General features: G+C 73.4%; 15 protein-coding genes. 5 read left to right on the forward strand and 10 right to left on the reverse strand.

All coding sequences use genetic code 11. The features are described 5' to 3' along the window. Window positions 1-3: 3 nt before the first annotated feature. The 6 genes from ACQPZK_RS18280 to ACQPZK_RS18305 form a co-directional block, all read right to left on the reverse strand. Window positions 4-1,230: an MFS transporter gene (locus ACQPZK_RS18280; RefSeq protein WP_433534137.1), complete on the reverse strand. Its 1,227-nt coding sequence runs from the start codon at window positions 1,228-1,230 to the stop codon at window positions 4-6. A gap of 76 nt (window positions 1,231-1,306) precedes the next feature. Next, window positions 1,307-1,786, reverse strand: coding sequence for a hypothetical protein (locus ACQPZK_RS18285; protein ID WP_433534138.1), 480 nt, complete (start codon window positions 1,784-1,786; stop codon window positions 1,307-1,309). A 206-nt stretch (window positions 1,787-1,992) separates the two neighbouring features. Continuing rightward, window positions 1,993-2,181, reverse strand: coding sequence for an MbtH family protein (locus ACQPZK_RS18290; RefSeq protein WP_433534139.1), 189 nt, complete (start codon window positions 2,179-2,181; stop codon window positions 1,993-1,995). Next, complete coding sequence (locus ACQPZK_RS18295) at window positions 2,174-5,233, reverse strand: type I polyketide synthase (protein WP_433534140.1); 3,060 nt, start codon at window positions 5,231-5,233, stop codon at window positions 2,174-2,176. Before ACQPZK_RS18295 ends, ACQPZK_RS18290 begins: the two co-directional genes overlap by 8 nt. Then, complete coding sequence (locus tag ACQPZK_RS18300; RefSeq protein ID WP_433534141.1) at window positions 5,230-8,523, reverse strand: non-ribosomal peptide synthetase; 3,294 nt, start codon at window positions 8,521-8,523, stop codon at window positions 5,230-5,232. The genes ACQPZK_RS18295 and ACQPZK_RS18300 overlap by 4 nt, the downstream gene beginning before the upstream one ends. Continuing rightward, entirely contained in the window at window positions 8,520-11,012 is a 2,493-nt protein-coding gene (locus ACQPZK_RS18305) for a non-ribosomal peptide synthetase (RefSeq protein WP_433534142.1), read from the reverse strand. Before ACQPZK_RS18305 ends, ACQPZK_RS18300 begins: the two co-directional genes overlap by 4 nt. Window positions 11,013-11,310: 298 nt before the next feature. On the opposite strand from ACQPZK_RS18305, the gene ACQPZK_RS18310 reads away from it, so the two are divergent. Continuing rightward, window positions 11,311-13,599, forward strand: a complete 2,289-nt coding sequence (locus ACQPZK_RS18310) for a BTAD domain-containing putative transcriptional regulator (protein ID WP_433534143.1) — start codon at window positions 11,311-11,313, stop codon at window positions 13,597-13,599. Window positions 13,600-13,634: 35 nt separating this feature from the next. Here ACQPZK_RS18310 and ACQPZK_RS18315 read toward each other — a convergent pair whose 3' ends face one another. Beyond that, window positions 13,635-14,180 carry an RNA polymerase sigma factor gene (locus ACQPZK_RS18315; RefSeq protein WP_433534144.1) on the reverse strand — a complete coding sequence of 182 codons (546 nt, stop codon included), beginning with the start codon at window positions 14,178-14,180 and terminating at the stop codon, window positions 13,635-13,637. A 46-nt stretch (window positions 14,181-14,226) separates the two neighbouring features. Between ACQPZK_RS18315 and ACQPZK_RS18320 the strand changes: the two genes are divergently transcribed. Next, window positions 14,227-15,591, forward strand: coding sequence for a serine/threonine-protein kinase (locus ACQPZK_RS18320; RefSeq protein WP_433534145.1), 1,365 nt, complete (start codon window positions 14,227-14,229; stop codon window positions 15,589-15,591). Here ACQPZK_RS18320 and ACQPZK_RS18325 read toward each other — a convergent pair. The 3 genes from ACQPZK_RS18325 to ACQPZK_RS18335 all read right to left on the reverse strand — a co-directional run bounded on the left by ACQPZK_RS18325 (window position 15,588) and on the right by ACQPZK_RS18335 (window position 19,707). Continuing rightward, entirely contained in the window at window positions 15,588-16,310 is a 723-nt protein-coding gene (locus tag ACQPZK_RS18325; protein ID WP_433534146.1) for a hypothetical protein, read from the reverse strand. The genes ACQPZK_RS18320 and ACQPZK_RS18325 overlap by 4 nt on opposite strands. Before the next feature lie 86 nt (window positions 16,311-16,396). After that, the gene (locus ACQPZK_RS18330; protein ID WP_433534147.1) at window positions 16,397-17,470 is read right to left on the reverse strand and encodes a glycerophosphodiester phosphodiesterase family protein; all 1,074 of its coding nucleotides are present in this window, start codon (window positions 17,468-17,470) and stop codon (window positions 16,397-16,399) included. A gap of 170 nt (window positions 17,471-17,640) precedes the next feature. Beyond that, complete coding sequence (locus ACQPZK_RS18335; protein ID WP_433534148.1) at window positions 17,641-19,707, reverse strand: PQQ-dependent sugar dehydrogenase; 2,067 nt, start codon at window positions 19,705-19,707, stop codon at window positions 17,641-17,643. Between the two features lie 1,064 nt (window positions 19,708-20,771). Between ACQPZK_RS18335 and ACQPZK_RS18340 the strand changes: the two genes are divergently transcribed. The 3 genes from ACQPZK_RS18340 (at window position 20,772) to ACQPZK_RS18350 (ending at window position 25,383) form a co-directional block, all read left to right on the forward strand. Beyond that, a complete protein-coding gene (locus ACQPZK_RS18340; RefSeq protein WP_433534149.1) occupies window positions 20,772-21,818 on the forward strand; it encodes a polysaccharide deacetylase family protein in 1,047 nt (348 codons plus the stop codon). 132 nt (window positions 21,819-21,950) lie between these two features. Next, complete coding sequence (locus tag ACQPZK_RS18345) at window positions 21,951-23,861, forward strand: copper resistance CopC family protein (RefSeq protein WP_433534150.1); 1,911 nt, start codon at window positions 21,951-21,953, stop codon at window positions 23,859-23,861. Window positions 23,862-23,919: 58 nt separating this feature from the next. Then, entirely contained in the window at window positions 23,920-25,383 is a 1,464-nt protein-coding gene (locus tag ACQPZK_RS18350) for a PepSY-associated TM helix domain-containing protein (protein WP_433534151.1), read from the forward strand. The last annotated feature ends 97 nt before the right edge of the window (window positions 25,384-25,480 follow it).

Below are 25,480 nucleotides of genomic sequence, written 5' to 3' on the forward strand. Positions count from 1 at the left end.
TCGTCAACCGGTCGCGGACGTCGCTCGGTGCTGATCGTTGGCTGTTGAGCAGCGGTGTCGCCGGCGTGTCATGTTGCTGAGCGGCCAACGATCGCGAGCGGCGGCGGTCGCGGCGAGCGCGCAGAGCGCGGTGGCGGCGAGGACCGGTGGGCGGCCGCCCAGGTGGACGGCGGCGGAACCGAGCGGGATTGCGAGGACCAGCGGCCCGAACATCGCGGTGTTGGCCGTCGCGGCGACCCGGCCGAGCAGCGCCGAGGGGGTGTGCGTCTGCACGGCGGTGACCGCCGCGACAAGGGTCCACGGCAGCCCGACGCCGGCGACGAGCGCACCCGCCACCATCGCCTGCCACCAGGGCAGACATCGCGCGAGACAGCTCACGGCGAACAGCGCCGTTCCGGCGAGCCCGACGGGTACGGGACCCCACCGGGTCAGGAGCCGGCCGACGATGATTCCACCCAGGACGGAGCCGGCGCCCTGGGCACTGGCCAGCACCCCCAGAAAGGTCGTCGGCAGGCGTAGGTCCGCGACGACGATCGTGTAGAGGGCGGCGGTCACGAAGCCGGACATGGCGATCGACACTCCGGCGAGCAGGACCGGCACGCGAAGAGACCGCTGCCCGGTCAGGACCGACAGTCCGCTACGGAACCCGCGGTCCCGCCTCATCAGTCGCTCGGGCGGCGTCCGGTTCAGGCGGACCGCCAGGTAGAGGACGGCGACCAGGATCGGCATCGCCGCGCTCAGCACGGCGACCGCGTGGCCGCCCTGCCAGGCGTAGAGGCCCGCGCCAGCGAGCGGCGCGACGAGCTTCATGCCCTCCTGGGCGCTGGACCGCCACCCGTTGACGACGCCGAGTTCCGCCGCCGACAGCGCCGACGGCAGCAGCGCGGTCTCCCCCGCGTCGATGAGCACGTAACTGACGCCGTAGGCGCACGAGACGGCGAAGATGACCCACGTCTGCTCGGGGCCACGCACGGCGAGGAGCGCCAGCAGCGCGGCCGCCAGCAGGAGGTTGACGGCGATCACCAGTGGTCGCCGGGGCGCACGGTCGAGCAGGCCGCCGAGCCACGGGCCGGCGAGCACCGGGGCGTAGACGCAGAGCCCGGCGAGGGCGGCCAGGCCGGCGGAGCCGGTGAGGTCCAGGATCCAGATGCCGGACACGAGGGCCATGGCGCTGCTGCCGAAGCCGGACAGCATCGAGATCGCCACGAACAGACTCGCGTTACGCCGCATGAGCCCTCCCAGGTTGAGTCGGATCGACTCACATCCTGGTTCTTGAGCCAGGCCCGGGCAATGCCGTTGGCAGCTGTCAATCCCGCGTTGACAACGCGGTCTCCAGCGTTGCCGCCACCGCCCGCACCGGCGGCGGCAGCCGGTCGCCGGCATCGTCGAGGTCGGTACGCAGGTGCAGGACCAGGGCGTGGAGCGAGCCCGGGTCGGCGTCCAGGGCGGCGTCCACGGTGCTCCGCACGAGCGCCGCCCGGCGGAAGCGGGAGTCCCACCGCCGGTCTGTCGCGATCCAGCGCCCCAGCTCGGCCACCGCGGCTCGCAGGGCGGCGATCTGACGCGGGTAGCCCCGGTCCAGGTCCTGCCGCCGCGCACGTCGCGCCACCGCCAGACGCTGCCGGCGTTGCTCGGCGGCCTGCCGGGTGCCGAGGCCCAGTGCCGCCGCGATCTGCGCCCAGGTCGCGCCGTCATGGCGGGCGCGGTCGATCAGCTCGGCCTCCCGCTCGTCCAGGTGCGCCCGAGCGGCACGCACCTCGGCCAGGCCAGCCAACGGCGTCGTCATCGTGTCAACGATACATTGACAGCTCGGCGTTGGGGGTGCGGCAGCTCGGGGCGCCTGGTAGCTGCCCCACTTCTGGGGCAGCTCGACAGGCAGCACGGACACCTACCTCGGTCGACCGGGCCACCGCCGGGGCCGAGCCAGCATCGAGGCCGCACTACCGCCTGGCTGGCGGCCGGCGTCGCTCGGCCTGGCGGTGACCGACCGTTTCAGCTGGCGAGGTGTTCGCGGACGCTGCGAGGACGCATGTCGGTCCAGGTGCGCGTGACGAAGTCCAGGCACTCCTCGCGACTGCCGGCGCATCCGGCGTCCCGCCACCCGGCCGGCGCCTCCCGGTGCCGGGGCCACAGGGCGTACTGCTCCTCGTCGTTGACCACCACGCGGTGTTCGTCAGCCATTGGGGTTGCCTTCCTCGTGTCGGGCCAGGTGCAGCTCGCGGGCGAGACTCTCCGGCGAGAGCGCCCGGATCTCCGCGAGCAGGTCGGTGAGGTCGCCGTCCGGTACGGCGGGAGCGGGTCGGACCAGCGCGGCGACGGTACGCGCCAGCGCGGCGGGGGTGGGTGACTCGAAGATCGCGGCAGGCGGCAGGTCGACGCCGAACGCGTCGCGCAGCCGTGCCACCACGCGGGTGCCGAGCAGCGAGTGGCCGCCCAGCTCGAAGAAGTCGTCGTCGGGGCCGATCTCGTCCACCCCGAGCAGGTCCACCCAGATCCGCCGCACCACCTCGTACGGCTCGTCGGTCGGTACGGCGGCAGCCTCCGGGACCGTCGGCGGTGTGGCGGCGGTGACCGGCTCGCTCTCGTCGACCGTGACCGGACCCGGCCGGTACGCGTCGACCCAGTGCCGCTCGCGGGCGAACGGGTACGTGGGCAGGGGCACCCGCCGTCGCCCGGTGGGCCAGTCGACGGGCGCCCCGGCGAGCCAGAGCCGGCCGACGGCCAGCGCGACGGCGTCGTCCTCCCCGGCCGGAGTGCGGTCGGCGGGCAGGCTGGTCAGCACCGTCGCCCCGCGGGCCGCCCCGTGCTGGCGGACGAGGGTCGCCAGGGTGCGACCCGGACCGGCCTCCAGCAGCGCGTACCGCTCGCCCAGCAGCAGGTCGGCGGTGGCGGTGAAGTTGACCGGGCTGCGGAGCTGCCGCACCCAGTAGTCGGGGTCGGTGGCCTCGTCGTCGGTGAGCCAGCGTCCGGTCACGTTCGACACGATCGGCAGGTCGGGCGGGCTGAGCGGAACCTCGCGCAGGTGCGCGGCGAAGCCGGCCAGGGCGGGCTCCATCATGGCCGAGTGGAACGCGTGCGAGGTGCGCACCTCCCGGCAGGCCACCCCGCGCCCCCGCAGGTCGGCGGCGAACGCGCCGACGGCGGCGGTCGCGCCGGACACGGTGACGAGGCGCGGCGCGTTGGCGGCGGCCACCTCCACGCCGGCGGGCAGCAGCGCGGTGACCTCGTCCACGCCGAGCGCCACCGAGAGCATCGAGCCGGGGGCCTGCGCCTGCATGAGCCGGCCGCGTACGGCCACGGTGGCGAGCGCGTCGGGCAGCGTGAAGACGCCGGCCAGGCACGCGGCCACGTACTCGCCGAGGCTGTGTCCCGCCATCGCGACCGGGCGTACGCCCCGATGGCGCAGCAGCTCGGCGAGGGCGTACTCGACGGCGAACAGGGCCGGCTGGGTGAGTCGGGTCTCGTCCAGCTCCGGTACGGCGGGGACCGGCTCGCCGGGTGGGCAGAGCAGCGTACGCAGGTCCACGTCGAGGTGCGGGCGCAGCAGCTGGGCGCAGCGGTCGAAGGCCGCCCGGTAGACCGGTTCGGTGCGGTACAGGGTGCGGCCCATCCCCGCGTACTGCGCGCCCTGGCCGGGAAAGAGCAGCGCCACCCCGGCCGGCGTACCGGTGGCGACGCCGGTGCGGACCAGCGACGAGTCGCGGTCGGCGAGCCGGGCGGCGGCGGTGCGGACATCCGGGGCGACGGCGACCAGGCGGTGGCCGAACGCGCGCCGCGTGTGGGCCAGGGTGTACGCGACGTCGGCCAGCGGCACGTCCGGGTTCGCGTCCAGGCGGGCGGCGAGCTGCGTACGGGCCTCGGCGAGCGCGTCGGCGTCCCGGGCGGAGAGCACCAGCACGTGCGCGGACCGCTCGTCGTCGGGGAGACGTTCCGCCGGTTCGGCGGCCTGGAGCACGACGTGGGCGTTGGTGCCCCCGATCCCGAAGGAGCTGACCGCCGCGCGGGGCGGCGTGCCCAGGTCGGGCCAGGGCTGCGCCGTGGCGGGCACCCGGAACGGCCCGCCGGCCAGCGCCGGGTGCGGCTCGGTGCAGTACGGGCTGGGTGGCACCACCCGGTGGTGCAGCGCCAGCGCGGCCTTGATCAGCCCGGTGACGCCGGCGGCGACGTCGAGGTGACCGACGATCGCCTTGATCGAGCCGAGCGCACAGCCCCGGCCCCCGGCCGCGCTCTGGAACGCCTCGGTCAGCGCGCGCAGCTCGATCTGGTCGCCCAGCTCGGTGCCGGTGCCGTGCGCCTCGACGTAGCCGATCGTGGCCGGGTCGACCTCGGCCACCTCCTGGGCGGCCCGGATCGCGGCCACCTGACCGTCCACACCGGGCGCGGTGAAGCCGACCTTCACACGGCCGTCGTTGTTGATGGCGGAGCCCCGGATGACCGCGTACACCGTGTCGCCGTCGTCGCGGGCGTCCGCCAGCCGGCGCAGGACGACCGCAGCGGCGCCGTCGCCTCCCACGGTTCCGGTGGCCCGTACGTCGAAGGGCCGGCAGTGCCCGTCGCGGGACATGATGCCGCCGACCTCGTGGCGGTAGCCGGTGCCGCCGGGAAGCAGGACGTGCGCGGCGCCGGCGAGCGCGACGTCGCACTCGCGGGCGAGCAGCGCCTGCGCGGCGAGGTGTACGGCGACCAGCGACGACGAGCACGCCGTCTGCACCGCGACGGCGGGCCCTCGCAGGTCCAGGTGGTACGCCACCCGGGTGGGCAGCGAGTCCTTGTCGTTGGCCAGCATCAGCTCGTACTCGGAGACCGAGTCGAGCCGCGGGTTACGGAACAGGTGGTGCAGGAGGTAGCCGCTGGCGGCCGCGGCGGCGTACACGCCGACCAACCGGTCGGGGTCCCCGGTGAGGTGACCGGCGCGTTCCAGGGCGGTCCAGGCCGTCTGGAGGAAGAGCCGCTGTTGCGGGTCGAGCAGCCGGGCGTCACGGGGTGAGTAGCCGAAGAAGGCGGCGTCGAAGCGGTCGACGTCCGGCAGCGCGCCGTGCGCCGGTACGTGGTCGGGGTGCCTCCGCTCCGGTTCGCTCAGCCCGGCGGCGGCCAGCTCCGCGTCCGTGAACCGGGTGATGGTCTCCTCGCCGGTGAGGACCCGCTGCCACAGTTCGTCGACGTCGGCCGCGCCCGGGAAGCGGCCGGCCATCCCGACGATGGCGATCTCCAGTCCGGTCTCCTGGTCACTCATGCTCGTCCCTCCCCCGCCGGCACCGGGCGAGCCCGGCGGGCCCGGTCGGCCAGCGCCTGCTTGCGTTCGTCTCGTCGGCGGCCGCCGGCCGGCGTCGGCGTCGGCGTCGGTGCGGACCCGCCGTCGAGGAAGCGGGCCAGTTGCGCGACGGTCGGGTGGCGGAACAGCTCCACCGCGGGGACCGGTCGGCCCAGCCGCTCGGCGAGTCGGGTCTGCACCCGCGCCAGCAGCAGCGACGTTCCCCCGAGATCGAAGAAGTTGTCGTCCGCCCCGACGTCGTCGACCCCGAGCACCTGTCGCCAGGTGTCGGCGATGGCTTTTTCGACGGCCCCGTCGGGTGCCACGTACGCGGCGCCGAGGTCGGCGCGGGCCACGGCGGGCGCGGGCAGGCGGGACGCGTCGAGTTTGCCGCTCGACGTGAACGGCAGGTCGGGCACCACCACGAAGGCGCTCGGCACGAGATAGCGGGGCAGCCGCCGCAGCAGGCTCCGGCGCAGGTCGTCCACCGCCAACCCGTCGCCCACGAGGTAGCCGACGAGTCGCCGGCCGCCGGGCGAGTCGGTCCGCACCACGGCGGCGGCCCGGCGTACGCCCGGGTACTGCCGCAGGTGCGCTTCCACCTCGCCCAGCTCGATCCGGAACCCGTTGATCTTGACTTGGTTGTCCGCCCGGCCGAGGAAGACCAGTTGCCCGTCGGCACGCCACCGGACCAGGTCCCCGGTGGCGTACATCCGTGCCCCCGGCGTGGGCGCGTACGGGTCGGGCAGGAATCGGCCGGCGGTGAGCGCCGGGTCCCCGTGGTAGCCGCGGGCCACTCCCACGCCGCCGAGGTGCAGCTCGCCGGGCACTCCGGGCGGCACCGGCCGCAGCTCGGTGTCGAGGACGTAGGCGCGTACCCCGGTCAGCGGACAACCGATCGGCAGGTCGGCGTCGGTGTCCACGCAGCGGGCGGCGGTGGCGGTGACGGTGGCCTCGGTGGGGCCGTACCCGTTGATCAGGAGCCGGCCGCGCGACCAGGCGGCGGCGACGTCCGGCGCGCAGGGTTCCCCACCCACCGTGAGTATCCGCAGGTCGGGGACGGCGGCGGGGTCCAACGCGTCGAGGACCACCGGCGGTAGGTCGGCGACCGTGACGCGGTGCCGGACGAGCGCGGCGGCCAGGTCGGGGCCGGGCGTGCGCTCGTCGGGGCCGAGCAGGCGCAGGGTCGCGCCGACGGTGAGCGCGGTGACCACGTCGGACAGCGCGACGTCGAACCCGATCGAGTGGAACTGCAGCACCCGGTCGCCGGCCTGGACGCCGACCAGCCGGGCCTGCGCCTCGGCGAGGTTGGCCAGCCCCCGGTGCGTGCCGATCACGCCCTTGGGCAGCCCGGTCGAGCCGGACGTGTAGATCAGGTAGGCGGCGGCGTCCGGGTGGACGGCCGCGAGCGGCGCAGCGTCGTCGTCGGGCGCGGGGTCGTCGAGGAGCAGCAGCGGCAGGTCGGTGGCGGGGAGCGCGAGCTGCGCGTCGGCAGTGGTGACCACCAGCGCGGCGGCGGAGTCGGCGAGCAGGTGCGCCAGCCGGGCCGCCGGTAGCTGCGGGTCCAGGGGCAGATAGACCCCACCCGCTCGGAGTACGGCGAGGAAGGTGATCACCCAGTCGGGGCCGGCCGGCAGGCAGACGCCGACGGTCGTCTCGGCCCGCACGCCCCGGGCGGCGAGGGTCCGGGCCAGCCGGTCGGCCCGCGCGTCCAGGTCCCGGTAGGTGACGGCCTGATCGCGGTACGCCACGGCGACCGCGTCCGGGTTGGTCCGGGCCTGACGGGCGACGAGCTCGCCCAGGGTCGGCTGGTCCGGCGCCGCGGGCGCGGTGGCGGCCCAGCTGTCGACGAGGTCCCGAGCGGCGGCCGGGTCGAGCAGCGGCAACCGCTCCACCGGGGTGTCCGGGGCGGCGAGCGCGGCCATGAGGAGGGTGTCGAGCTGGTCGGCGAGCGCGCGGGCGGTGGACTCGTCGAAGAGCCGGGTCCGGTACTCGATCCGCCCGTCGATCCGACCCTCGTGCACGATGACGGTCAGCGTCAGGTCGAACATGGACGTGCCGGTGTGCGTCTCGCCGCTGGTCAGCACGGTCACGCCGGGCAGCGTCAGCCGCTGTTCCCAGCCGTCCTCGACGGCGAACATGACCTGAGCGAGGGGATGACGGCCGGGGTCGCGGACCGGGCGCAGCTCCTGCACCAGGGCGTCGAACGGCACCGGGTCGGTCAGCGCGGTCAGCGCCGAGTCGCGGAGCCGGTCCAGCAGCGCGGCGAAGGTCAGTCCACCGTCGACCCGGCTGCGCAGCACCAGGGTGTTGACGAAGAAGCCGACGGCGGTCTCGCTGTCGAGCGTCTGCCGGTTCGCCACCGGGGTGGCGATGAGCAGGTCCGGTTGCTGGCTGCGCCGGTGCAGCAGCGCCGCCCAGGCCGCCGCGAAGATCATGTACGGGGTCGCGCCGGTGCGTCGTTGCGCCTCGGCGACCCGGTCGGCCAGCGCCGGCGGCCAGGAGAACTCGATCTCGTGGCCGGCGTCCTCCAGCTCCGCCGGGCGGGGCCGGTCGGTGGGCAGGTCGAGACCGGGCGGTGCGCCGGCCAGCGCGTCACGCCACCAGGCGAGGCGCCGGGCCACCTCGGTCGGGCCGAGCAGCCGGTCCTGGGCCAGCGCCGCCGGCACGTCCCGGGGAACCGCCGGCAACGCCACGGCACGGCCTTCGCGCAGGGCCGCGTACGCCGCCGACAACTCCTCGAAGAGCAGACCCATGCTCCAGCCGTCGCAGACCACGTGATGCAGGCTGAGCAGCAGCGAGAATTCGCTCGGGCCGGTGCGGCACAGGGTGGCGCGCACCAGTGGCCCCCGGGCCAGGTCGAACGGGCGTACCGCCTCGGCGGCGGCGTACTCGTCGATCCGCTCCGGCGCGACGTCCACGACCGTGAGCGGCAGACCGGTGGGCGGCAGGACCATCTGGTACGACTGGCCGTCCAGTGGCACGAAGACCGTGCGCAGCGCCTCGTGCCGCGCCACGATCTCGTCGAGCGCGCCGCGCAACGCGGTGACGTCCACCTCGCCGCGCAGGTCCACCCGGTACGGCACGTGGTAGGCGGGGCTGTCCGGTCGGAGCTGGGCCAGCAGGAGCATCCACTCCTGGGCGGCGGTGAGCGGGTGGATGCCGTACCGGTCGCCGTCAGCCTCGATCGCCGCGAGGAACGTCCGCCGCCGCTCGGGTGGCAGGGCGTCCACCCGCTGGCGCAACTGCGCGGGGGTGAGCGCGCCGATCATCGGGCGATGCCCTGTTCGAGCTGGTCGAGCAGGCCCGCGAGATCGGCGGGGGGCGGCCCGTCCAGCACGACCGGCGCGACCGGCTCGGCGGAATCGGCGGGCACGCCGCTGATCCGGTCCAGCGCGGCGGCCAGCCCGGCGACCGTGGGGTGGTCGAAGATCAGCCGCAACGGCACCTCCGCGCCGATCGCGGCGGCGAGCCGGGAGCGGACCCGGGTCGCCTTCAGGGACCGCCCACCCAGGTCGAAGAAGTCGTCGGCGCGACGGCGCACCGGCACACCGAGGACGTCCTGCCAGATCTCGGTCACCGCCCGCTCGGTGGGCGTACGGGGAGCGTCGTCGTCGGCCGTCGTGGCGGCGTCGGGGGCGGGCAGCGCCGCGATGTCCACCTTGCCGTTGCGGTTGAGCGGCAGCCGGGGCAGGACCACGAACACGGCCGGCACCAGATGGTCGGGCAGTTGCTCGCGGGCCCGTTCCCGGATCGCCTCGACGCCCACCCCCTCGTCGGGCACGACGTACGCGACCAGCCGGGAGTCGCCGGCGGCGTCGCGGTCGGCGCGCACGATCGCGTCGCGGACCAGCTTGCCGCCGCGCAGCGCCTCGGTCACCTCGCCCGGCTCGACCCGGTAACCGCGGATCTTCACCTGGTGGTCGGACCGGCCGACGAACTCGATCAACCCGTCGGGGCGCTGCCGGACCACGTCGCCGGTGCGGTAGAGCCGGCCCCCGGCGCGGGGCCCGAACGGGTCGGGCACGAACTTCTCGGCCGTCGCGTCGGGGCGGCCCAGATAACCACGGGCCACCCCGTACCCGCCGATGAAGAGCTCGCCCAGCACGCCCGGCGGCACCGGCTGCAACAGGCGGTCCAGCACGTACACGCGGGTGTTGGCGATCGGGCCGCCGATCGGCACGACCGGGTCCGCGGCGGTGAGCCGGGCGCAGTCGTACGTGGTGCTGTAGGTGGTCGCCTCGGTCGGGCCGTACCCGTTGACGAGCGTCGTGCCCGGACAGGCCGCCCGGAGCCGGTCCACGGCGGCCCGGTCGGCCTGTTCGCCACCGAAGGTGAGGTACCGCAGCGCGGCCAGGGCGTCCGGCGCCTCGGTCGCCACCTGCCGGGCCACGGAGGTGGCCAGGAACATCATCGTCACGCCGGTGTCGCGCAGTCGGGCGCGGAGCCGATCCGGCACGATCACGTCGTTGATGTCCAGGTCCGCGAGGCAGGCGCCGTTGAGCAGCGCGCCCCAGACCTCCAGCGTGGCCGCGTCGAACGACATCGTGGCGGCCTGCCCCATCACGTCGTCGGGGCGTACGTCGACGAAGGTGGTGTCGCGGACCAGCCGCACGATGTTGCGATGGGTGACGCCGGTGCCCTTGGGCCGGCCCGTGGACCCGGACGTGTACATGACGTACGCGAGCTGGTCGGGGTGGACCGTCACCGCCGGAGGCTGCGCCGGGCCGTCGTCGGCGGGCAGCCGGTCCACGGCGATCCGAGGTGTGCCGTCGTCGGGAAGCCGGTCGGCCAGCGCGGCGGCGTGCAGGATGACGCCCGGCGCGGCGTCCTGGCACATCAGCGCCAGCCGCTCCGGCGGGTAACCGGGGTCCAGCGGCAGGTACGCGGCGCCGACCCGGAGCGTGGCCAGGGCGGCGACCACCCAGGTCGTGGTGTCGGCGAGGCAGATCCCGACGATCGTCTCGGCGCCGATCCCGAGTCGGAGCAGATGCCCGGCCAGGTGGTTGGCACGCCGGTCCACCTCGCGGTAGTCGAGGGTCCGCTCGTCGTCGCGCAGCGCGGGCGCGTCCGGGGTCCGCCGGGCCCACTCGGCGAACAGGGCGGGCACCGACGACTCGCGCGGATAGTCGGTGTCGGTGGCGTTCCAGTCCCGCACCACCCGCCGTTCGGTCGCCGGGTCGAGCAGCGGCAGGTCGGACAGACGGGCCGCGGGGCGTTCCCGCGCCCGGTCGAGCAGGACGGCGAGCGCGGTCGCGATCGACGTGGCGTGGGGGTGCCCGCCCACCGTGGCCGTCGGTCGTTCATCGGCGTCGTCGATCAGCAGTCGCAACGTCCCACGATTACCGGGCGGCGGTTGATCGGGCCCAATCGATACCACCGGCCGATAGTCGAGCGGATTTTCGGGCAATTCCGTATCGTGCTCGCGGGCTTCACACAGCGCCGTTCGGACCAGGCCCCGCAGCTCGGTCCAGGTGGGATCCTCGGGCAGCCGGACCCGGACCGGCAACCAGCGCCCGGCACCGGACGACGCGGACGGCGTCGCGGCGAGCAGGTCCCGACCACCGACCCAGCGGCGCAGCAGCGCGAACACGCCGGCCAACGCGCTGACCTGCGGATCGAGCTCGTCGCCCAGGTCGACTCGGGCGTCGCCGGGCGGGTCCGTGGTCGGCGGAAAGGGCAGGTCCGGCGGTTCGGGGAGGGCGGCGAGCTGCCGCCCCCAGAAGGCGGAAAGGCCAGCAACAATTGGCTGTTCGGTCATCGGATCTCAGCTCCGATCGGCGGGTGACACGCAATGACCGGGAGTCTGGCCCGCACCCGTGCCAGTTGCTTGTACGGGCCGTTCGGGTGCCGTTGCGGCGGCCTGAGGGAAACCTGAGCGCGGCTTTATGCCGATAGCGCATTGCAGTCAGTAAGTACACCGACTCTTTTGGTTATGGCGATGCCGCTCGATGGAGGCGATGATCGTGCCGGGGGGAAGCCACGCCGGGCGACGACTCGCAGGGCCCGGTTGTCTCTTCGCTCGCCTGAGCCTCCACGAGAGAACACAGGAGCGGTGAATGTCCGGAGACCTTGTCAACCATGCCTGGCGCACGTCGACGCCGGCCCGCAGCGAAGGTGGAGGCGACGCGTCGGCGGCAGAACGACAACCCACGAGCGGTGATCCGGGGCGGGCGCTGCGTCATCTCGCCACCACCGGTGACCGCACGGCGGCGCACCTGTGGCTCGCCACCCAACCCGACCTGCTCACCGCGGATCCCGATGAGACCGACGACCCGGTCGCCCAGATCTGGCGCACGGCGCTGCGGCACCACCTCGCCGGGGAACCACACCTGGCGACGGCCCTCCTGGCGACCGCGCCGATCGGCGCGACCGGGCCGCACGCCGTGCAGACGTACTGCCACGCCGCGGTGCAGCACCTGCTCGACGACGACATCGAGCGGGCCGGCGCCGACGTCGAGGAGGCGGCCCGCGCCGCCCACGCGTGCGGCGTACCGACCGCCCACCAGGCGTACGCCCGGGTGGTCGTCCTGTTCGCCGCGGCCACCGGCGACGCGGCGGCGACCCTCGGACGGGCGGAGGCGACCGACGGGCTGCGCCGTGCCGACGCCAACCTGTTCCGGCTGATGGTCCACCTGAACCTGGCCGGCCACCTGCTGCGGGCCGGTGACGCCGTCGAGGCGCTGCGGCAGGCCGAGGCGGCCGTACGACTGACCGAGGTGGCGGGTGACTCCGGCTTCGAGCCGTACGCGCTGACCCTGGCGGCCGCCGCCAAGTGCCAGCTCGGTCGGTTGGAGGAGGCGCTCGCCGACGGCGCCGCGGGGCTTCGGCTGCGGGAGCTGGCGGGTGTCACCGCCGACGAGGCGTTCTCGCTGGCCGCCCTCGGGATGGTGCACCGCCGGCGGCGGGAGCCACGCCAGGCCCGGCAGGCGTTGGAGGGCGCGCTGAGCGCTCTGGCCACGTCCGCACCGCGTCCCGCCTACCCGGCCTGGGTGCTCGCCGAGCTGGCGCGGATCCGTGCCGCCGACGATCTGGCCGCCGCACAGGATCTCGCCGATCGGGCGGTCACCATGGCTCGCGAGCTCGACCGGCCGTACGCCCTGCTGGCGCGCGGCTGGGTGGCGCTGCTGCGCGGCGACACCACCGCCGCCCACTTCGACGCCGCCGAGGCCCGCACCGGGGCCACCGTCGGGCGGCGACGGGCCACCCTCGTCGAGGCGCTTCAGCTCACTGTCCTCGCGGCGGACGACCCACGCGCGTCCGCCGGGCTGCTCGACGACGCGGCGGCGCTCTGCCGGGAGCTGGGCGACGCGGCCGAGGAGGCCACCGTCCGGCTGATCGCCGCACGGTTGCAGGGTCGGCAGGCCCGTCGCGGCGCCGAGGGCGCCGAGCAGAAGCTGCGCCGCTGCGGGGTACGCCTCGACCCGGGCGTCGCGGACGGGCTCACCGCGATCACGCTGCGCGTACCGGCGGTGGTCATCCACACCCTCGGCGACTTCCGGGTGTTCCGGGCCGGCGCCGTCGTCCCGTACGGCGAGTGGCAGTCCAAGAAGGCCCGGGACCTGCTGAAGATCCTCGTCGCGCACCGGGGCCGGGCCGTGCCCCGGGCCCGGCTGATGGAGCTGCTCTGGCCGGACGAGTCACCGTCGCGCACCGCGAACCGGCTGTCGGTGCTGCTGTCCACGTTGCGTCGGGTGCTCAGCACCAGCGGTCGGGGGGCGGTGCTGGCCGACCGCGGTTCGGTGGCGGTCGACCTCGACGTGATCGACGTGGACGTCGAGACGTTCCTCACCGCGGCCGAGGAGGCGCAGGCCGCCCTGCGGGCCGGGCACCCCGACACGGCCCGCGCGCTGGTCCGCGCCGACGAGCTGTACGGCGGCGACTTTCTCGCGGACGACCCGTACGAGGACTGGGCCCAGCCGCTGCGGGAGGAGGCGCAGGTCGCCCACACCAGCGTGCTGCGGGCACTGGCCCAGCACACCGCGGACACCGACCAGAAGCTCGTCTACCTGATGCGGCTGGTGCACCGGGACCCGTACGACGAGGACGCCCACCTGGAGTTGGTGCAGGTGCTGCGCTCGGCCGGGCGGCACGGTGAGGCGCAACGCCGCTACCGCACGTACGTCGAGCGGATGCGGGAGTTGGGCATTGCACCGGCCGGCGGTCCGACGACCGGCGTGGACACCGGACAGCACGCGGACTCGGCGGCTGCGCCGGGGGCACGGGTGGCCCGGTGGCGGACGCCGGACGCGCAGCCCCCGTGGACGGCGGAGGTGGACGCGGGCCATCGTCCGACCGGCGTGCCGGCCCAGCGGACGTCGAGAAGGCTCATCGAGCACCCTGCCTGACCGGCGCCCGTGCGTATTCCGCCGGCGTGCAGGGCTCACCGCTCCCGCAACGACTCCCGTACGTGCCGGCGGGCGTGGTGGATCCGCGACTTGAGCGTCCCGACCGGGATGCCCATCTGAGCGGCGATCTGCGGATAGTCCAACTGGCAGAAGTCGCGGAGCACGAGCGCCGTGACGAGTTCCGGCCGGTGCGCCTCCAGCCTCTCCAGCGCGTCGAGCAGGTCCAGACGGGTCCCGGCGATGACGCTCGTCGTACGCGGGTCGGCGACCTCGACGGGCAGCAGTTCGCTGGGGTGCTCCACGGCGCGCCGCCGCAACGAGCGGTACGTCTGCCGGGCCGAGTTGGCGACCACCGCGTGCAGCCAGGTCGCGAACAACGACCTGCCTTCGAACCGCTCGATATGTCTGGCGACCTGCATGAGCGCGTCCTGGGCCGCCTCCTCGGCGTCCTGCCGACACGGCAGGAACCGACCACACTGCTCCAGCACCCGCGGCCCGATCGCGGACAGCAGATGGTCGAGCGCCGCCGCCTCGCCGGCCGCGGCCCGGCGCGCCAGTTCCTCTGTCTCCGACCTGTCCACTGTCGACGCCCCCCGGTCGTCCGTGTTGTCGCCGCATAATACGGCCGTGTCCATTCCGTCGCAGATCGGCAGGTACCGCGTCGCGCACTCCGTCGGCGCCGGAGCGTTCGCCACCGTGTGGCTGGCGTACGACGACGAGCTGCGGTCCCCGGTCGCCGTCAAGGTGCTCGCCGAGAACTGGTCACAGCGGGCCGACATCCGGGCCCGGTTCCGCCAGGAGGCACGGTTCATGCGGCAGGTGGACTCCGACCACCTGGTCCGGGTGCTGGACGTCGGCGAACTGCCCGACGGCCGGCCGTACCTGGTGATGACGTACGCCGACGGCGGTTCGCTCGCCGACCGGCTGGCCGACGGTCCACTCCCGGTCCACGAAGCCCTGCGCATCGCCGTCGACATCGCCCGCGCGGTGGCGGTCCTGCACGACAACGGGGTGCTGCACCGGGACCTCAAGCCCTCCAACGTCCTCTTCGACACCGCCCGGTCGGGAAGCCGCGTGCTGGTCGCCGATCTGGGGCTGGCGAAGACACTCGCGCACGCCTCCGGCCTCACACTGGTCGCCGGCACACCCGGTTACATGGCGCCCGAACAGCTCGCGGACGGCGGGCTGGACGAACGGGCCGACGTCTACTCGATCGGCGCCCTGACCCACCACATGCTGACCGGGGGCCCGCCCGGGCAGGCCCCGGCGACCGCACGCCGGCTGCCCGCCGCCGTCGAGCGCGTCGTACGCCGGGCCCTGCACCGCGATCGGGACCGGCGTTGGCCGACCGCCACCGCGTACGCCTCGGCCCTGGAGGACGTGCTCGCCACGCCGCCGGGTCGGGCACGTCCGGCGCTGCGGCGTGTCCTGCGGTCCGTGGCCGCCGTCGGCGTCGCCGCGGCGACGCTTGTCCTGGCGGGATCGACCCCGGTTCCGGTCGCACCGCACGGCTGGACGCGGGTGAGCGACGTGACCGGAGCGCTGTCGATCGCCGTACCCGACGACTGGGCCCGGCAGTTGCGCGACCGCGGCTGGAACCCGGCCGTGGTCGGTCTGACCGCCGGCCGTGGCCCGGGCCTGCTCGTCGGGCCAGACCTCGCGGCCTGGCCCGACGTGGGCAACGTGACGTCCGGGGTCTTCGCCGGGGCGAGCCCGTCGCTCGCCGGTCCGGCGGGCAGGCCGGCCCTGCCGGACCACAGCGAGTGCACCCGCGCGGCCGATCGCGCGGTCACGGTCGGCGCCCTGACGGGAAGCGTCGGGCGTTGGTCGGGGTGCCGCGGCACCACGATGTCCTTCAGCGAGGTCACCCTGGTCGCGCCCGAGGGCGCCTTCGGCGTCTACGTCCAGGTCAGACAGACCGGAGGGGTGGACCGCACCGACGAGGTCCTCGACACCCTGCGGGTGGACGGCCCGACGGTCGCGCAAGGCTAGAACCGCTCCCAGTTGCCGGCGCCGTCGGCCTTGCGCCACCGCCGGGTCTCGCTGCCGCCATCCGTGCGCCGGACGGTGGCCTCCACGGTCTGCCCCACCACCCGGTACGACGTGAAGGTCATGACCTGCGCGCCACCCGCGGCCGGCGCGTCGCCGGCGATGACCGGCCACGCGTACAGCCCTCGACCGTTGTCGGAGAGCTGGACCGGCACCAGCGCCTGCCGACGTGCGGCACCGGGGTTGCCCAGCTCCACCAGCACGAGCGCGTCCTCCGTCGACGGCGCGTTGGCCGGCTCCTCGACCACGAACTCGGCGTACACCGGGCGGGCGCCGCCGGGCAGGATCGTGCACGGCACGTCGAAGCCGTTCGAGCCGTCGCGGAATCGGACGGTGTCGTCGGACTGCCCGCAGAAGCGCAGGTTGGTGATCGTGGCGTTGGGCCAGTCGGTCTGCCGGATCGCGCTGGACTGACCGCTCGACCCACTCGACCCCGAGGTACGGGTGGCCGAGGCGGTCGGCCCGGCGGTGCGGCTGGCGGAACCGCTCGGCCGTGGGCTGCCGGTCGCGGCAACGCTCGACGCCGAGGGCGCTGCGGTACTCGCGCTCGCCCGGGGCGAGCCGGCGGGCGCCGCGTCACCGCCGAGCCGTTCCGTCGCCGGCGTGCAGCCGGTGACCATGGTGAGGCTCAGTGCCATCGAGGTGAGCGTCCCGTAGCGCATGGGGGTCCCTTCTCCGTGATTTCACCTGTCACAGAGTTGGATGCCCCGATCCGGGTGACGGTTCACGGATCGGGGCCGACCCGAGATCAGTGGCGGGGCTGGTAGCTCTTCGGCAGGCGCATGCCGCGCTCGGCCATGATCTCCCGCACGCGGTTGGGGTAGTTGGTGATGATCCCGTCGACGCCCATGTCCATCAGCGCGGACACGGTGGCCGGGTCGTCGCAGGTCCACGGGATGACCTTCAGGCCACGGGCGTGCGCCTCGGCGATCATGCTGGCGTCGGGGTAGAAGCGGAAGTTCGGGTCGGCGATGGTGCCGTTCTGCGGGAATCCGTAGTTCGGCGACAGGGCCGTGACGCCGGGGATGGCGGCGGCCGCCCTGACGAAGTCACCGTCGTAGTCGTCGGCGTCGATCCCACCGAGCCACGGGGACGCGCCGGGCTTGCCGACCTGGAGGAAGTCGTAGTTCGTCAGGGCCACCAGCGGCCACTTCGGCGCGAGCCGGTGCATTTCCTTCAGCGCGCCCCAGTCGAACGACTGGATGGTGACCTGCTTCTCGATGCCGGAGGCGTGGATCTCCTCGAAGACCCGCCGGACGAACAGCTCGCGGGGCGCGGTCTGCTCGGGTGCTCCCGCCTCGACCTTCGTCTCGATGTTGAGGGTGACCTGCTTCGCGTGGTAGCTCTTGACGAGGTCGAGGACGTCCCTCAACTCGACCATGCGGAAGCCCTCGACCTGCTCCTGCTCGGGAAAGCCCGGGAGTTGCTGGTAGCCGCAGTTCATGGTCTTGACCTGGGCGAGGGTGAGGTCCTTGAGGTACTTGCCGACGTACGGGTACATCGGGTCACCGGCCACAACCGGCGCGGTGTCGGCGCACTTCTGCGCGCTGACCTGGCGGTCGTGGTTGACGACGACCTTCTGGTCCCTGGTGATCTGGGTGTCCATCTCCAGGGTGGTGACGCCGAGGCGCAGGGCCTTGGCGAAGCCCTCCAGCGACTCCTCGGTGGTCATGCCGATGCCACCGCGGTGCGCCTGGAGGTCGAAGTGGGTCTTCTGGGGCAGCAGCGCGTTGGCGCTGTCGACGGTCGACGCGTGCGCGGCCACCGGAACGGCGAGCGCGGGCAGGACGACGAGGCCGGCCAGAACGTGACGCAGGGACATGGTGCGAAACCTCAGCTCTTCAGGTGCAGATGCCCTGGCCACGCTAGGTGGGAGACGGCCGGCCCCGATGACCTCGCCGCGAGCGGAACGTGAACGCTCGCCGAACCTCAGAAGCACCTGCCGTCCGCCGACGGTCACCCTGGCGATGCGGTGACCGTCGGCGAACGCCCCTAACCGCCGAGGGTGACGTGCAGGACGCGTTCGTTGCTGTTGTTCGGGGTGCTGTCCTTGTCACCGGTGTTCGTGGTGGTCAGCCACAGACCCCCACCCGGGGCCGGCTCCACCGTGCGCAGCCGGCCGTACGTGCCACTGAAGTACGTCTGCACGTTCGTCAGGCTGCTGCCGCTGATCACCGCGCGGTACATCCGCGCGCCCCGCGCACACGCCACGTACAGCGCGTCGCGCACGATCGTGATGCCGGAGCAGGAGCCCTCGGCGGTCGGGTAGGTGCGTGCCGGCGCGATGTAGCCGGCGGTGCCGCAGGTGCCGCTGGTGCCCTCGCAGGCCGGCCAGCCGTAGTTGCCGCCCTTGGTGATCAGGTTCGTCTCGTCCATGATCGAGTTGCCGAACTCCTGCTCCCACAGGCGGCCCTGCGAGTCGAACGCGAGCCCCTGCGGGTTGCGGTGACCGTAGCTCCACACGTAGTTGCCGAACGGGTTGTCACTCGGCACGCTGCCGTCCGGGTTGAGTCGCAGGATCTTGCCCTCGAGAGCGGCGCGGTCCTGGGCGTACGCGCCGTTCTGCGCGTCGCCGGTGCTGGCGTACAGCTTGCCGTCCGGGCCGAAGCGCAGCCGGCCGCCGTTGTGGTACTTGTTGCGCCGGATCCCGGTGAGCAGGACCTGTTCGCCGGCGGTGGTGAGCCGGCCGTTTTCCAGCTTGATCCGCACGATCCGGTTGTCGGTCGGCGAGGTGTGCATGATGTAGAGCCAGCGGTCGCTGGCGAAGCTCGACGAGATCGCCAGGCCCATCAGGCCACCCTCACCGTCGGTGCTCTGCACGTTCGGCACCGTGCCGACGGTGGTCTTCGCCCCCGTGGCCGGGTCGAGCTGGACGATGTCGTGCGCGTCGCGGCGGTTGTAGAGGACCGTCCCGTCCGGCAGCGTCACCAGCCCCCACGGCACGTCGGTGTCGGTGGCGACCTGCCGTACGGTGCACACCGGGTTGGCGCAGGTGGCGCCGGTGCTCACCGCGACGGAGGCGCTGCGCCCCGAGACATTGTCCTGCCCGTCGCGGGCCGCCACCTGGTACTGGTAGGTGGTGTTCGCCGCCAGGCCGCTGTCGGTGAAGGTGGTCACCGGCGGAGCACCCGTGACGGCGCCGATCTTCACGCCACCGCGGTAGACGTCGTACGCCCGGACTCCGACGTTGTCGGTGGACGCGGTCCAGCGCAGTGTGACGGTGGTGCCCGAGGCGGTGCCGGTGAGCTGCGTCGGCGTGCTCGGCGGCACGGTGTCGGCCTGGCACTGCGGCGGGGTGATCGTCACGGTGGAGCTGGCCTGCGACACGTTCCCGGCGGCGTCTCGCGCGTTGACGTACAGCCCCCAGGTCGCGCCGGGCACGACGGTGAGGTTGGCGGACAGGGTGCTTCCGCTCACCGACGTCATGAGCTGGCCATCGTGGTAGATGTCGTAGAACGCCACCGCGACGTTGTCCGTCGAGGCGTTCCACGCGAACGTCACCGAGTTGCAGGTCAGTCCGCTCACCCGGGCGCTGCCGGGCGTTGTGGGTGGCTGGGTGTCGGCGCTGCCGAACGACGACGTCCACCGCTGGTTGGCCTGCCCGTTGCAGGTCCAGAGGCCGACCGTCGTGCTGTTGGCGGTGCCGCCACCCGTCACGTCGAGGCAGAGTCCCGACTGGACGCCGACGATGGTCCCGTTGGTGTTGATCCGCCAGCGCTGGTTGGCGCCGCCGGTGCAGCCGTAGATCTGCACGGCGGCCGGCGCCGTGGTGTCCTGGCCGACGACGTCCAGGCACATCGTCGCGTCGTACACCCGCAACTCGCCGGCGTCGGTGAGCGTCCACGCCTGGTTGGCCTGCCCGAGGCAGTCATAGATGTTGATCCCGGTGCCGGCGGTCCGGCCACCGCCCACCACGTCCAGGCACCGGCCGGAGGCCGCGCTGACGATCGTCGACGGACCGGCCGCCGCCGCCGGCACGCCGAGCGTCACGGCCACCAGCACTGCCACGATCATCGGCGGCAGGAGCCGTCGTGGTCTGAGCCGCGCGAAAATGCTCATCCGTCCTCCAAGGTCGGGGCGTCGGCCGGCCCGACCCCACGTCGGGCGACCCAACGCGCCCAACCAGACCGACGAGAAGACAACATCGACCATCCAAGATGGAATTCCGGCACATGTCAACGATCTCGATCGATCGAGGACAAACCGCGTCAACAAAGCCGGCTCTGCACGGATCGGTTTCGATGCGACGTAATGGCGTGGCAGCGCGGCGTGACGGGACAGCGCGGCAACGTGGCGGCGCGGTGTGACGGGACAGCGCGGCAACGCGGCGGCGCGGTGTGGCGCGACAGGGCGGGGCGGTGTGCGGGAGCGGCGTGGCGCGGCGGCCCAGCAACCGCCGCGCCACCAGCGCCTGTCGGCGCCGAGCCGGACCGCCCGGTCCGCCGCTCCGGGCGGCCCCGCAGCGCAGTTCCACCCGGCCGGGCGGGCCTCCCGGCGGGTGGATCCCTGCGCGCACCGACGTCGTGCGACGCGACGGCGTCGGCCGGCCCGCCCCGCCATCGGCGGCCGGCGTTCGGGTCGCCGTGGACGACCCTGATCGACGCTCATCGAGGTCCGTCGGTGGCGAAAGTATTGGTACGACGCGAGCGCGATGTCAACGTTTCTCGGAAACTTTGCGAAAGGTCAGACGGCAGACCCAAGGCGGTCAACAGTCGTCCACACTGGTCCCCGCGCATCGGCCAGGCAATTGAACTCACAACCGACGGCAAGGGACGCCATTCATCGACCGGATTGACGCCGATAGTTCCGATGAATTTCCGGACCACCGCGATCGGAGCTCGACCTCCGAGGGGCCGACGCGCCGACGGTCCGCGCCTCGTCGCAGGCGGATCGCCACTGCTCGGCACGAGGATGGTCGATCCGCGACGACCGCACCCCGCTCTCGGAGGACTTCCGGAACTTGTTGACTGCCCCGAATTTACGCTGCAATACTCCGATCCACCGTGATCGATGCGATCCGACGTCCGTGCGGTCGCCGTCGATCTCCCCACCCACCACCCACCACCTCCGGACCGTGCTCTCCTTCCACACCGCGACGGCCCGGGCCGGTAGAAGGGGCTCAGATGAGCACTGTCTCCGCTGGCACGCTCGTACGGTCCAGGCCACTACGGGCGGCGCTGTCCATCCTCGTCACCGCCGCCGCGGCGTGCGGCATCGTCGTCGTGGCCACCGCCACCCCGTCGAACGCCGCCACCTGCAACGGCTACGTCGGTCTCACCTTCGACGACGGTCCGACCGGCAGCACCAGCGCTCTGCTGAACGTGCTGCGCGCCAACGGCGTACGGGCCACCATGTTCAACGTCGGGCAGAACGTGCAGAACAACCGGTCGGCGGCGCAGGCGCAGGTGGCCGCCGGCATGTGGGTCGGTAACCACAGCTGGAACCACGCCCACATGACGTCGATGAGTCAGTCCCAGATGCAGTCCGACCTGTCCCAGACGAGTTCGGCCATCCAGTCGGCGACCGGCACCCGACCCCAGTTGTTCCGGCCTCCGTACGGAGAGACCAACTCCACCCTCCAGTCCGTCGCCTCCTCGCTCGGGATGCGCCAGGTGATCTGGGACGTCGACTCGCAGGACTGGAACGGCGCCAGCGTCAGCCAGATCGTCTCGAACGCCAGTCGCCTCCAGGCCGGCCAGGTCATCCTCATGCACGACGGCATCCAGAACACCCGGGACGCCATCGGGCAGATCATGGCCAACCTGACCAGCCGCAACCTCTGCCCGGGCATGATCTCGCCGTCCACCGGCCGGGCGGTCGCGCCCGACGGCGCCACCCCGCCGCCGAGCGGCACCACGCCGCCCCCCAGCGCGACCACCCCACCGCCCAGCGGCGGCTCCTGCACCGCCACCGCGTCGACCACCAACGTGTGGGGCGACCGGTACAACACGTCGGTGACGGTCAGCGGCAGCACCACCTGGACCGTGGTCGTGGCCCTCACCTCGCCGCAGCGGGTCTCCACCGTCTGGAACGGCAATGCCACCTGGGACAGCAGCGGCACGGTGATGACCGTGCGGTCCAACGGCAGCGGCAACACCTTCGGCTTCACCACGATGTTCAACGGCAACAGCAGCGCCCGGCCACAGATCCGCTCCTGTAGCGCCGGCTGACACCCCGGGGCGAGTCCCGCGTGGCGCGCACGGCAGCGCCACGCGGGACGAGTCTGCCGGCGCCCCTTTTTGCATTCGTGAAAAAAGATCGGCTCCTCTTGAAAAAAGCCTCGCCGTGGCGAGGATGTTCAGATGCGTCGTCTCCCCCAGAGCTTCGGCCGGCTGGTCTCGGGTCTGTTCGCGTTCGCCCTCGCCACGGCGGTCACCCTCCTCGCGTCCGCCCAACCCGCGACGGCGCACGGGACGCTCGGGATGTCCACACCGGCCGACGGCGCCACCGTCACGACCCCGTTGACGTCGGTGGCGCTGTACTTCACCGAGAAGGTCGGCGCCAACGCGTACTTCACGATCACCGCGCCGAACGGCGTACGCGTCGACAACGGTTGGACCTACGGGGAGCCGAAGCCCCTGACCAAGCCGGTGCGGGAGTACTTCCTCGTCGACGGGCAGTTCCAGCCGCGCGAGTACACGACCGGGTTCCCGGCGGTGATCTCGCTCGCGCACCTACCGGCGGCCGGACAGTACTCGGTGAGCTACCTGTCGGTGGCCTCGGACGGCGACGCGGTCCGCGGCACCATGACCTTCCGCTACTCCGGCCGCGCGACCACAGCGCCGCAGGGGTGGCAGCCGCCGACCCAGCAGCCGGATCCCGCGCTGCTGGCGGCCATCGAGCAGCACTCGTCCGCGGGCCAGACGCCCGCCGCGTCGGCCGCGCCCACCGGGTCGCCGGCCGTACCTCCCGCACCGGCGTCCTCGGACAGCGGAAGCGGGTCCGGCGTCCTGCTGTGGGTCGGCGGCGCGATCGCGGTCCTCGCGGCCGTCGCCGGGTTCGTCACCTGGCGTCGTCGCTCCTCTGCCGCCAGCGCCTCGCGCCGGGCCCGTGGCTCGAAGGCGTCCGCCGGACGGCGCGGGGCCACGCCCAGGTCGGGCGGCGGCCGCAAGGGTGGGAGCGCCGGCCGTCAGCGCGGCGGCGTCGTGCCGGCCGCGCGCAGCCGGGTCGCGGCCGGATCCTCGTCGGCCGTGCCGGACCCGGACCGTGGGTCGGTCGCCGAGGCGTCGCGGCCCGAGCCGGACGACGCCGCTGCGGTACGAGGGGCGCGGCTGACCAACGCCCACCTGGCGTTGCTCGTCGGCGGGTTGGTGGCGGCGCTACTGGCCGGCTTCGGTCTCGCCCGAATCGGTTCGGACGACGCGTCCCCCGCCGGTGACGCGCGGCGGCAAGCGGGTCCCGGCGGTGGATCGTCCAGCTCCGCCCTCTCGGCGGGGGTCGGGCACGACCACGCACCCGGGACCGGCCCGCACTCGCACCCGGGGGACGCCGGCGCGGGCGAGAGCCTGGCGGCCGGGACGACGGTCAGCGCCGGCGGGTACACGTTGCAACCCGTGGAGCGGTCCCAGCCGAGCGGCGTACGCGCCGACTACCGGTTCCGGATCGTCGGGACCGACCGGCAGCCGGTGACCCGTTTCGCCGTCGTCCACGACAAGCCCCTGCACATGATCGTGGTGGGTCGCGACCTGGGCGGCTACCAGCACCTGCATCCGAGCATGGCGGCCGACGGCACGTGGAGCGTCCCGCTGACCCTGGCCCGGCCCGGTGGGTACCGCGTCTACGCCGACTTCTCCGTCGACGCCCCCGACGGCCGGCAGATCCCCCTCGTGCTGGGCGTCGACCACCACGTGCCGGGCGTGTACGCGCCGGCCGCGTTGCCGGCGGCCCAGGCACAGGCGACGGCCGGGGCGTTCACGGTGTCGATGACCGGCACGCCCACGGCCGGGGTGACGGCGCCGGTGCGTTTCCAGATCACCCGCACGGACGCCGCCGGCCCGGTGCGGCCGCAGCCGTACCTGGGCGCGTACGGGCACCTGGTCGTCGTCCGCGAGGGTGATCTCGGGTACGTGCACGTGCACCCGGAGCGGGATCTCGTCGACGACGCGGTGGCCTTCTGGCTGACCGTCCCCAGTGCCGGCCGGTACCGGGCCTTCTTCGACTTCCAGGTCGACGGCAAGGTCCAGACCGCCGAGTACACCGTCAATCTGCCCTGACCGCGGCCGATCCGGAAAGTGGCGGGAACCACACGGGCCGATGTCGCGACTACCAGACATGTCACTGACCGAGCTGACCGGCCCGCCCACGCCGGAGGAATCCACCCCGGCGGAACCCTCGATCCCGCCGAGCCGGCGCAGCTCGCCGTTCGGCGCGCTGCTGGTCCGGCTGCACTTCTACGCCGGCATCCTCGTCGCGCCGTTCCTCGTGGTCGCCGCGCTGACCGGGCTCGCCTACACGGTCGCGCCCCAGGTGGACGGCGCGCTCTACGGCGACCGGTTGACCGTGGGCGCGCGCGGTGACCGTCCCCTCCCCCTCGCCGACCAGGTCGCCGCCGCCCGCGCCGCGCACCCCACCGGGACCATCGCCACCGTCCAGCCCGGAGACGGCGACCGGACCACCCGGGTGGCGTTCTCCCTGCCCGAGCTCGGCGAGAAGGTGCACACCGTCTACGTCGACCCGTACACCGCCGAGGTCCGGGGCCAGCTCACCACCTGGTTCGGCTCCACGCCGGCCACCACCTGGCTGGACGACCTGCACCGCAACCTGCACCTGGGCGCGGTCGGCCGGCACTACTCGGAGCTGGCGGCGAGTTGGCTCTGGGTGCTGGCCCTCGGCGGTCTGCTCCTGTGGTGGCGACGACGCAGGGCCTCCCGGTCCGCCGCCCGACACCTGTTCGTGCCGAACCTGTCCACCGGCAGGGGTGTCCGCCGTACCCGGGGGTGGCACGCCACGACCGGTGTCTGGCTGGTCGTCGGTCTGCTGTTCCTCTCGGTGACCGGCCTGACCTGGTCCCGGTACGCCGGAGCCAACTTCGGCGCCGGCCTCGACGCCCTCGACGCGCGCTCGCCCGAGATCTCCACCAGCCTCACGGCCGTTCCGGCCGAGACCGGCGGCGGTCACCACCACGGCGACGCGCCGGCGGAAGGGGTCGTCGACCCGGCGGCCTTCGACCGGGTCCTGACGGCTGCCCGTACGGCCGACCTCTCCGGCCCGGTCGAGATGACCCCGGCGGAGCCGGGCACCGCGTGGACCGTCACGCAGATCGACAACACCTGGCCGGTCGCGAAGGACCGGGTCGCCGTCGACCCCACCAGCGCGACGATCACCGCCCGGAGCGACTTCGCCGACTGGCCCCTGCTGGCCAAGCTGAGCGGTCTCGGCATCCAGGCCCACATGGGTGTGCTCTTCGGCCCGGTCAACCAGATCCTGCTCGCCGCGCTCGCCCTGGGGCTGCTCTGCGTCGTCGTCTGGGGTTACCGGATGTGGTGGCAGCGTCGGCCGACCCGCGCCGACCGCCGCGCGCTCGTGGGCGCGCCGCCGGCCCGTGGAGGCGTACGTCGGCTGCCCCGGTGGGCGGTGCTGCTCGGCGCGGCGGTGACCGTGGCGGTGGGTTGGGCCCTACCCCTGTTCGGCCTCAGCCTGCTCGCCTTTCTGGTCGTCGACGTGGTCGCGGGCGTGGTGTCCCGGCGTCGGCGTCCCGGCGCCACGCCCGTCTCGCCGGCGCCGGCGGGGAGCTGACCGTGGGCGTGCGGCAGGGGGTGGTGTTGCGAGAAGCACATCATCGAACCGATGATTTGTCCGGTTCGGCCGCTCGGATCCGTCCGTTGGTGGAACG

Origin of the sequence: Micromonospora sp. CA-249363 (assembly GCF_050950185.1) — a bacterium.
GTDB lineage: Bacteria > Actinomycetota > Actinomycetes > Mycobacteriales > Micromonosporaceae > Micromonospora.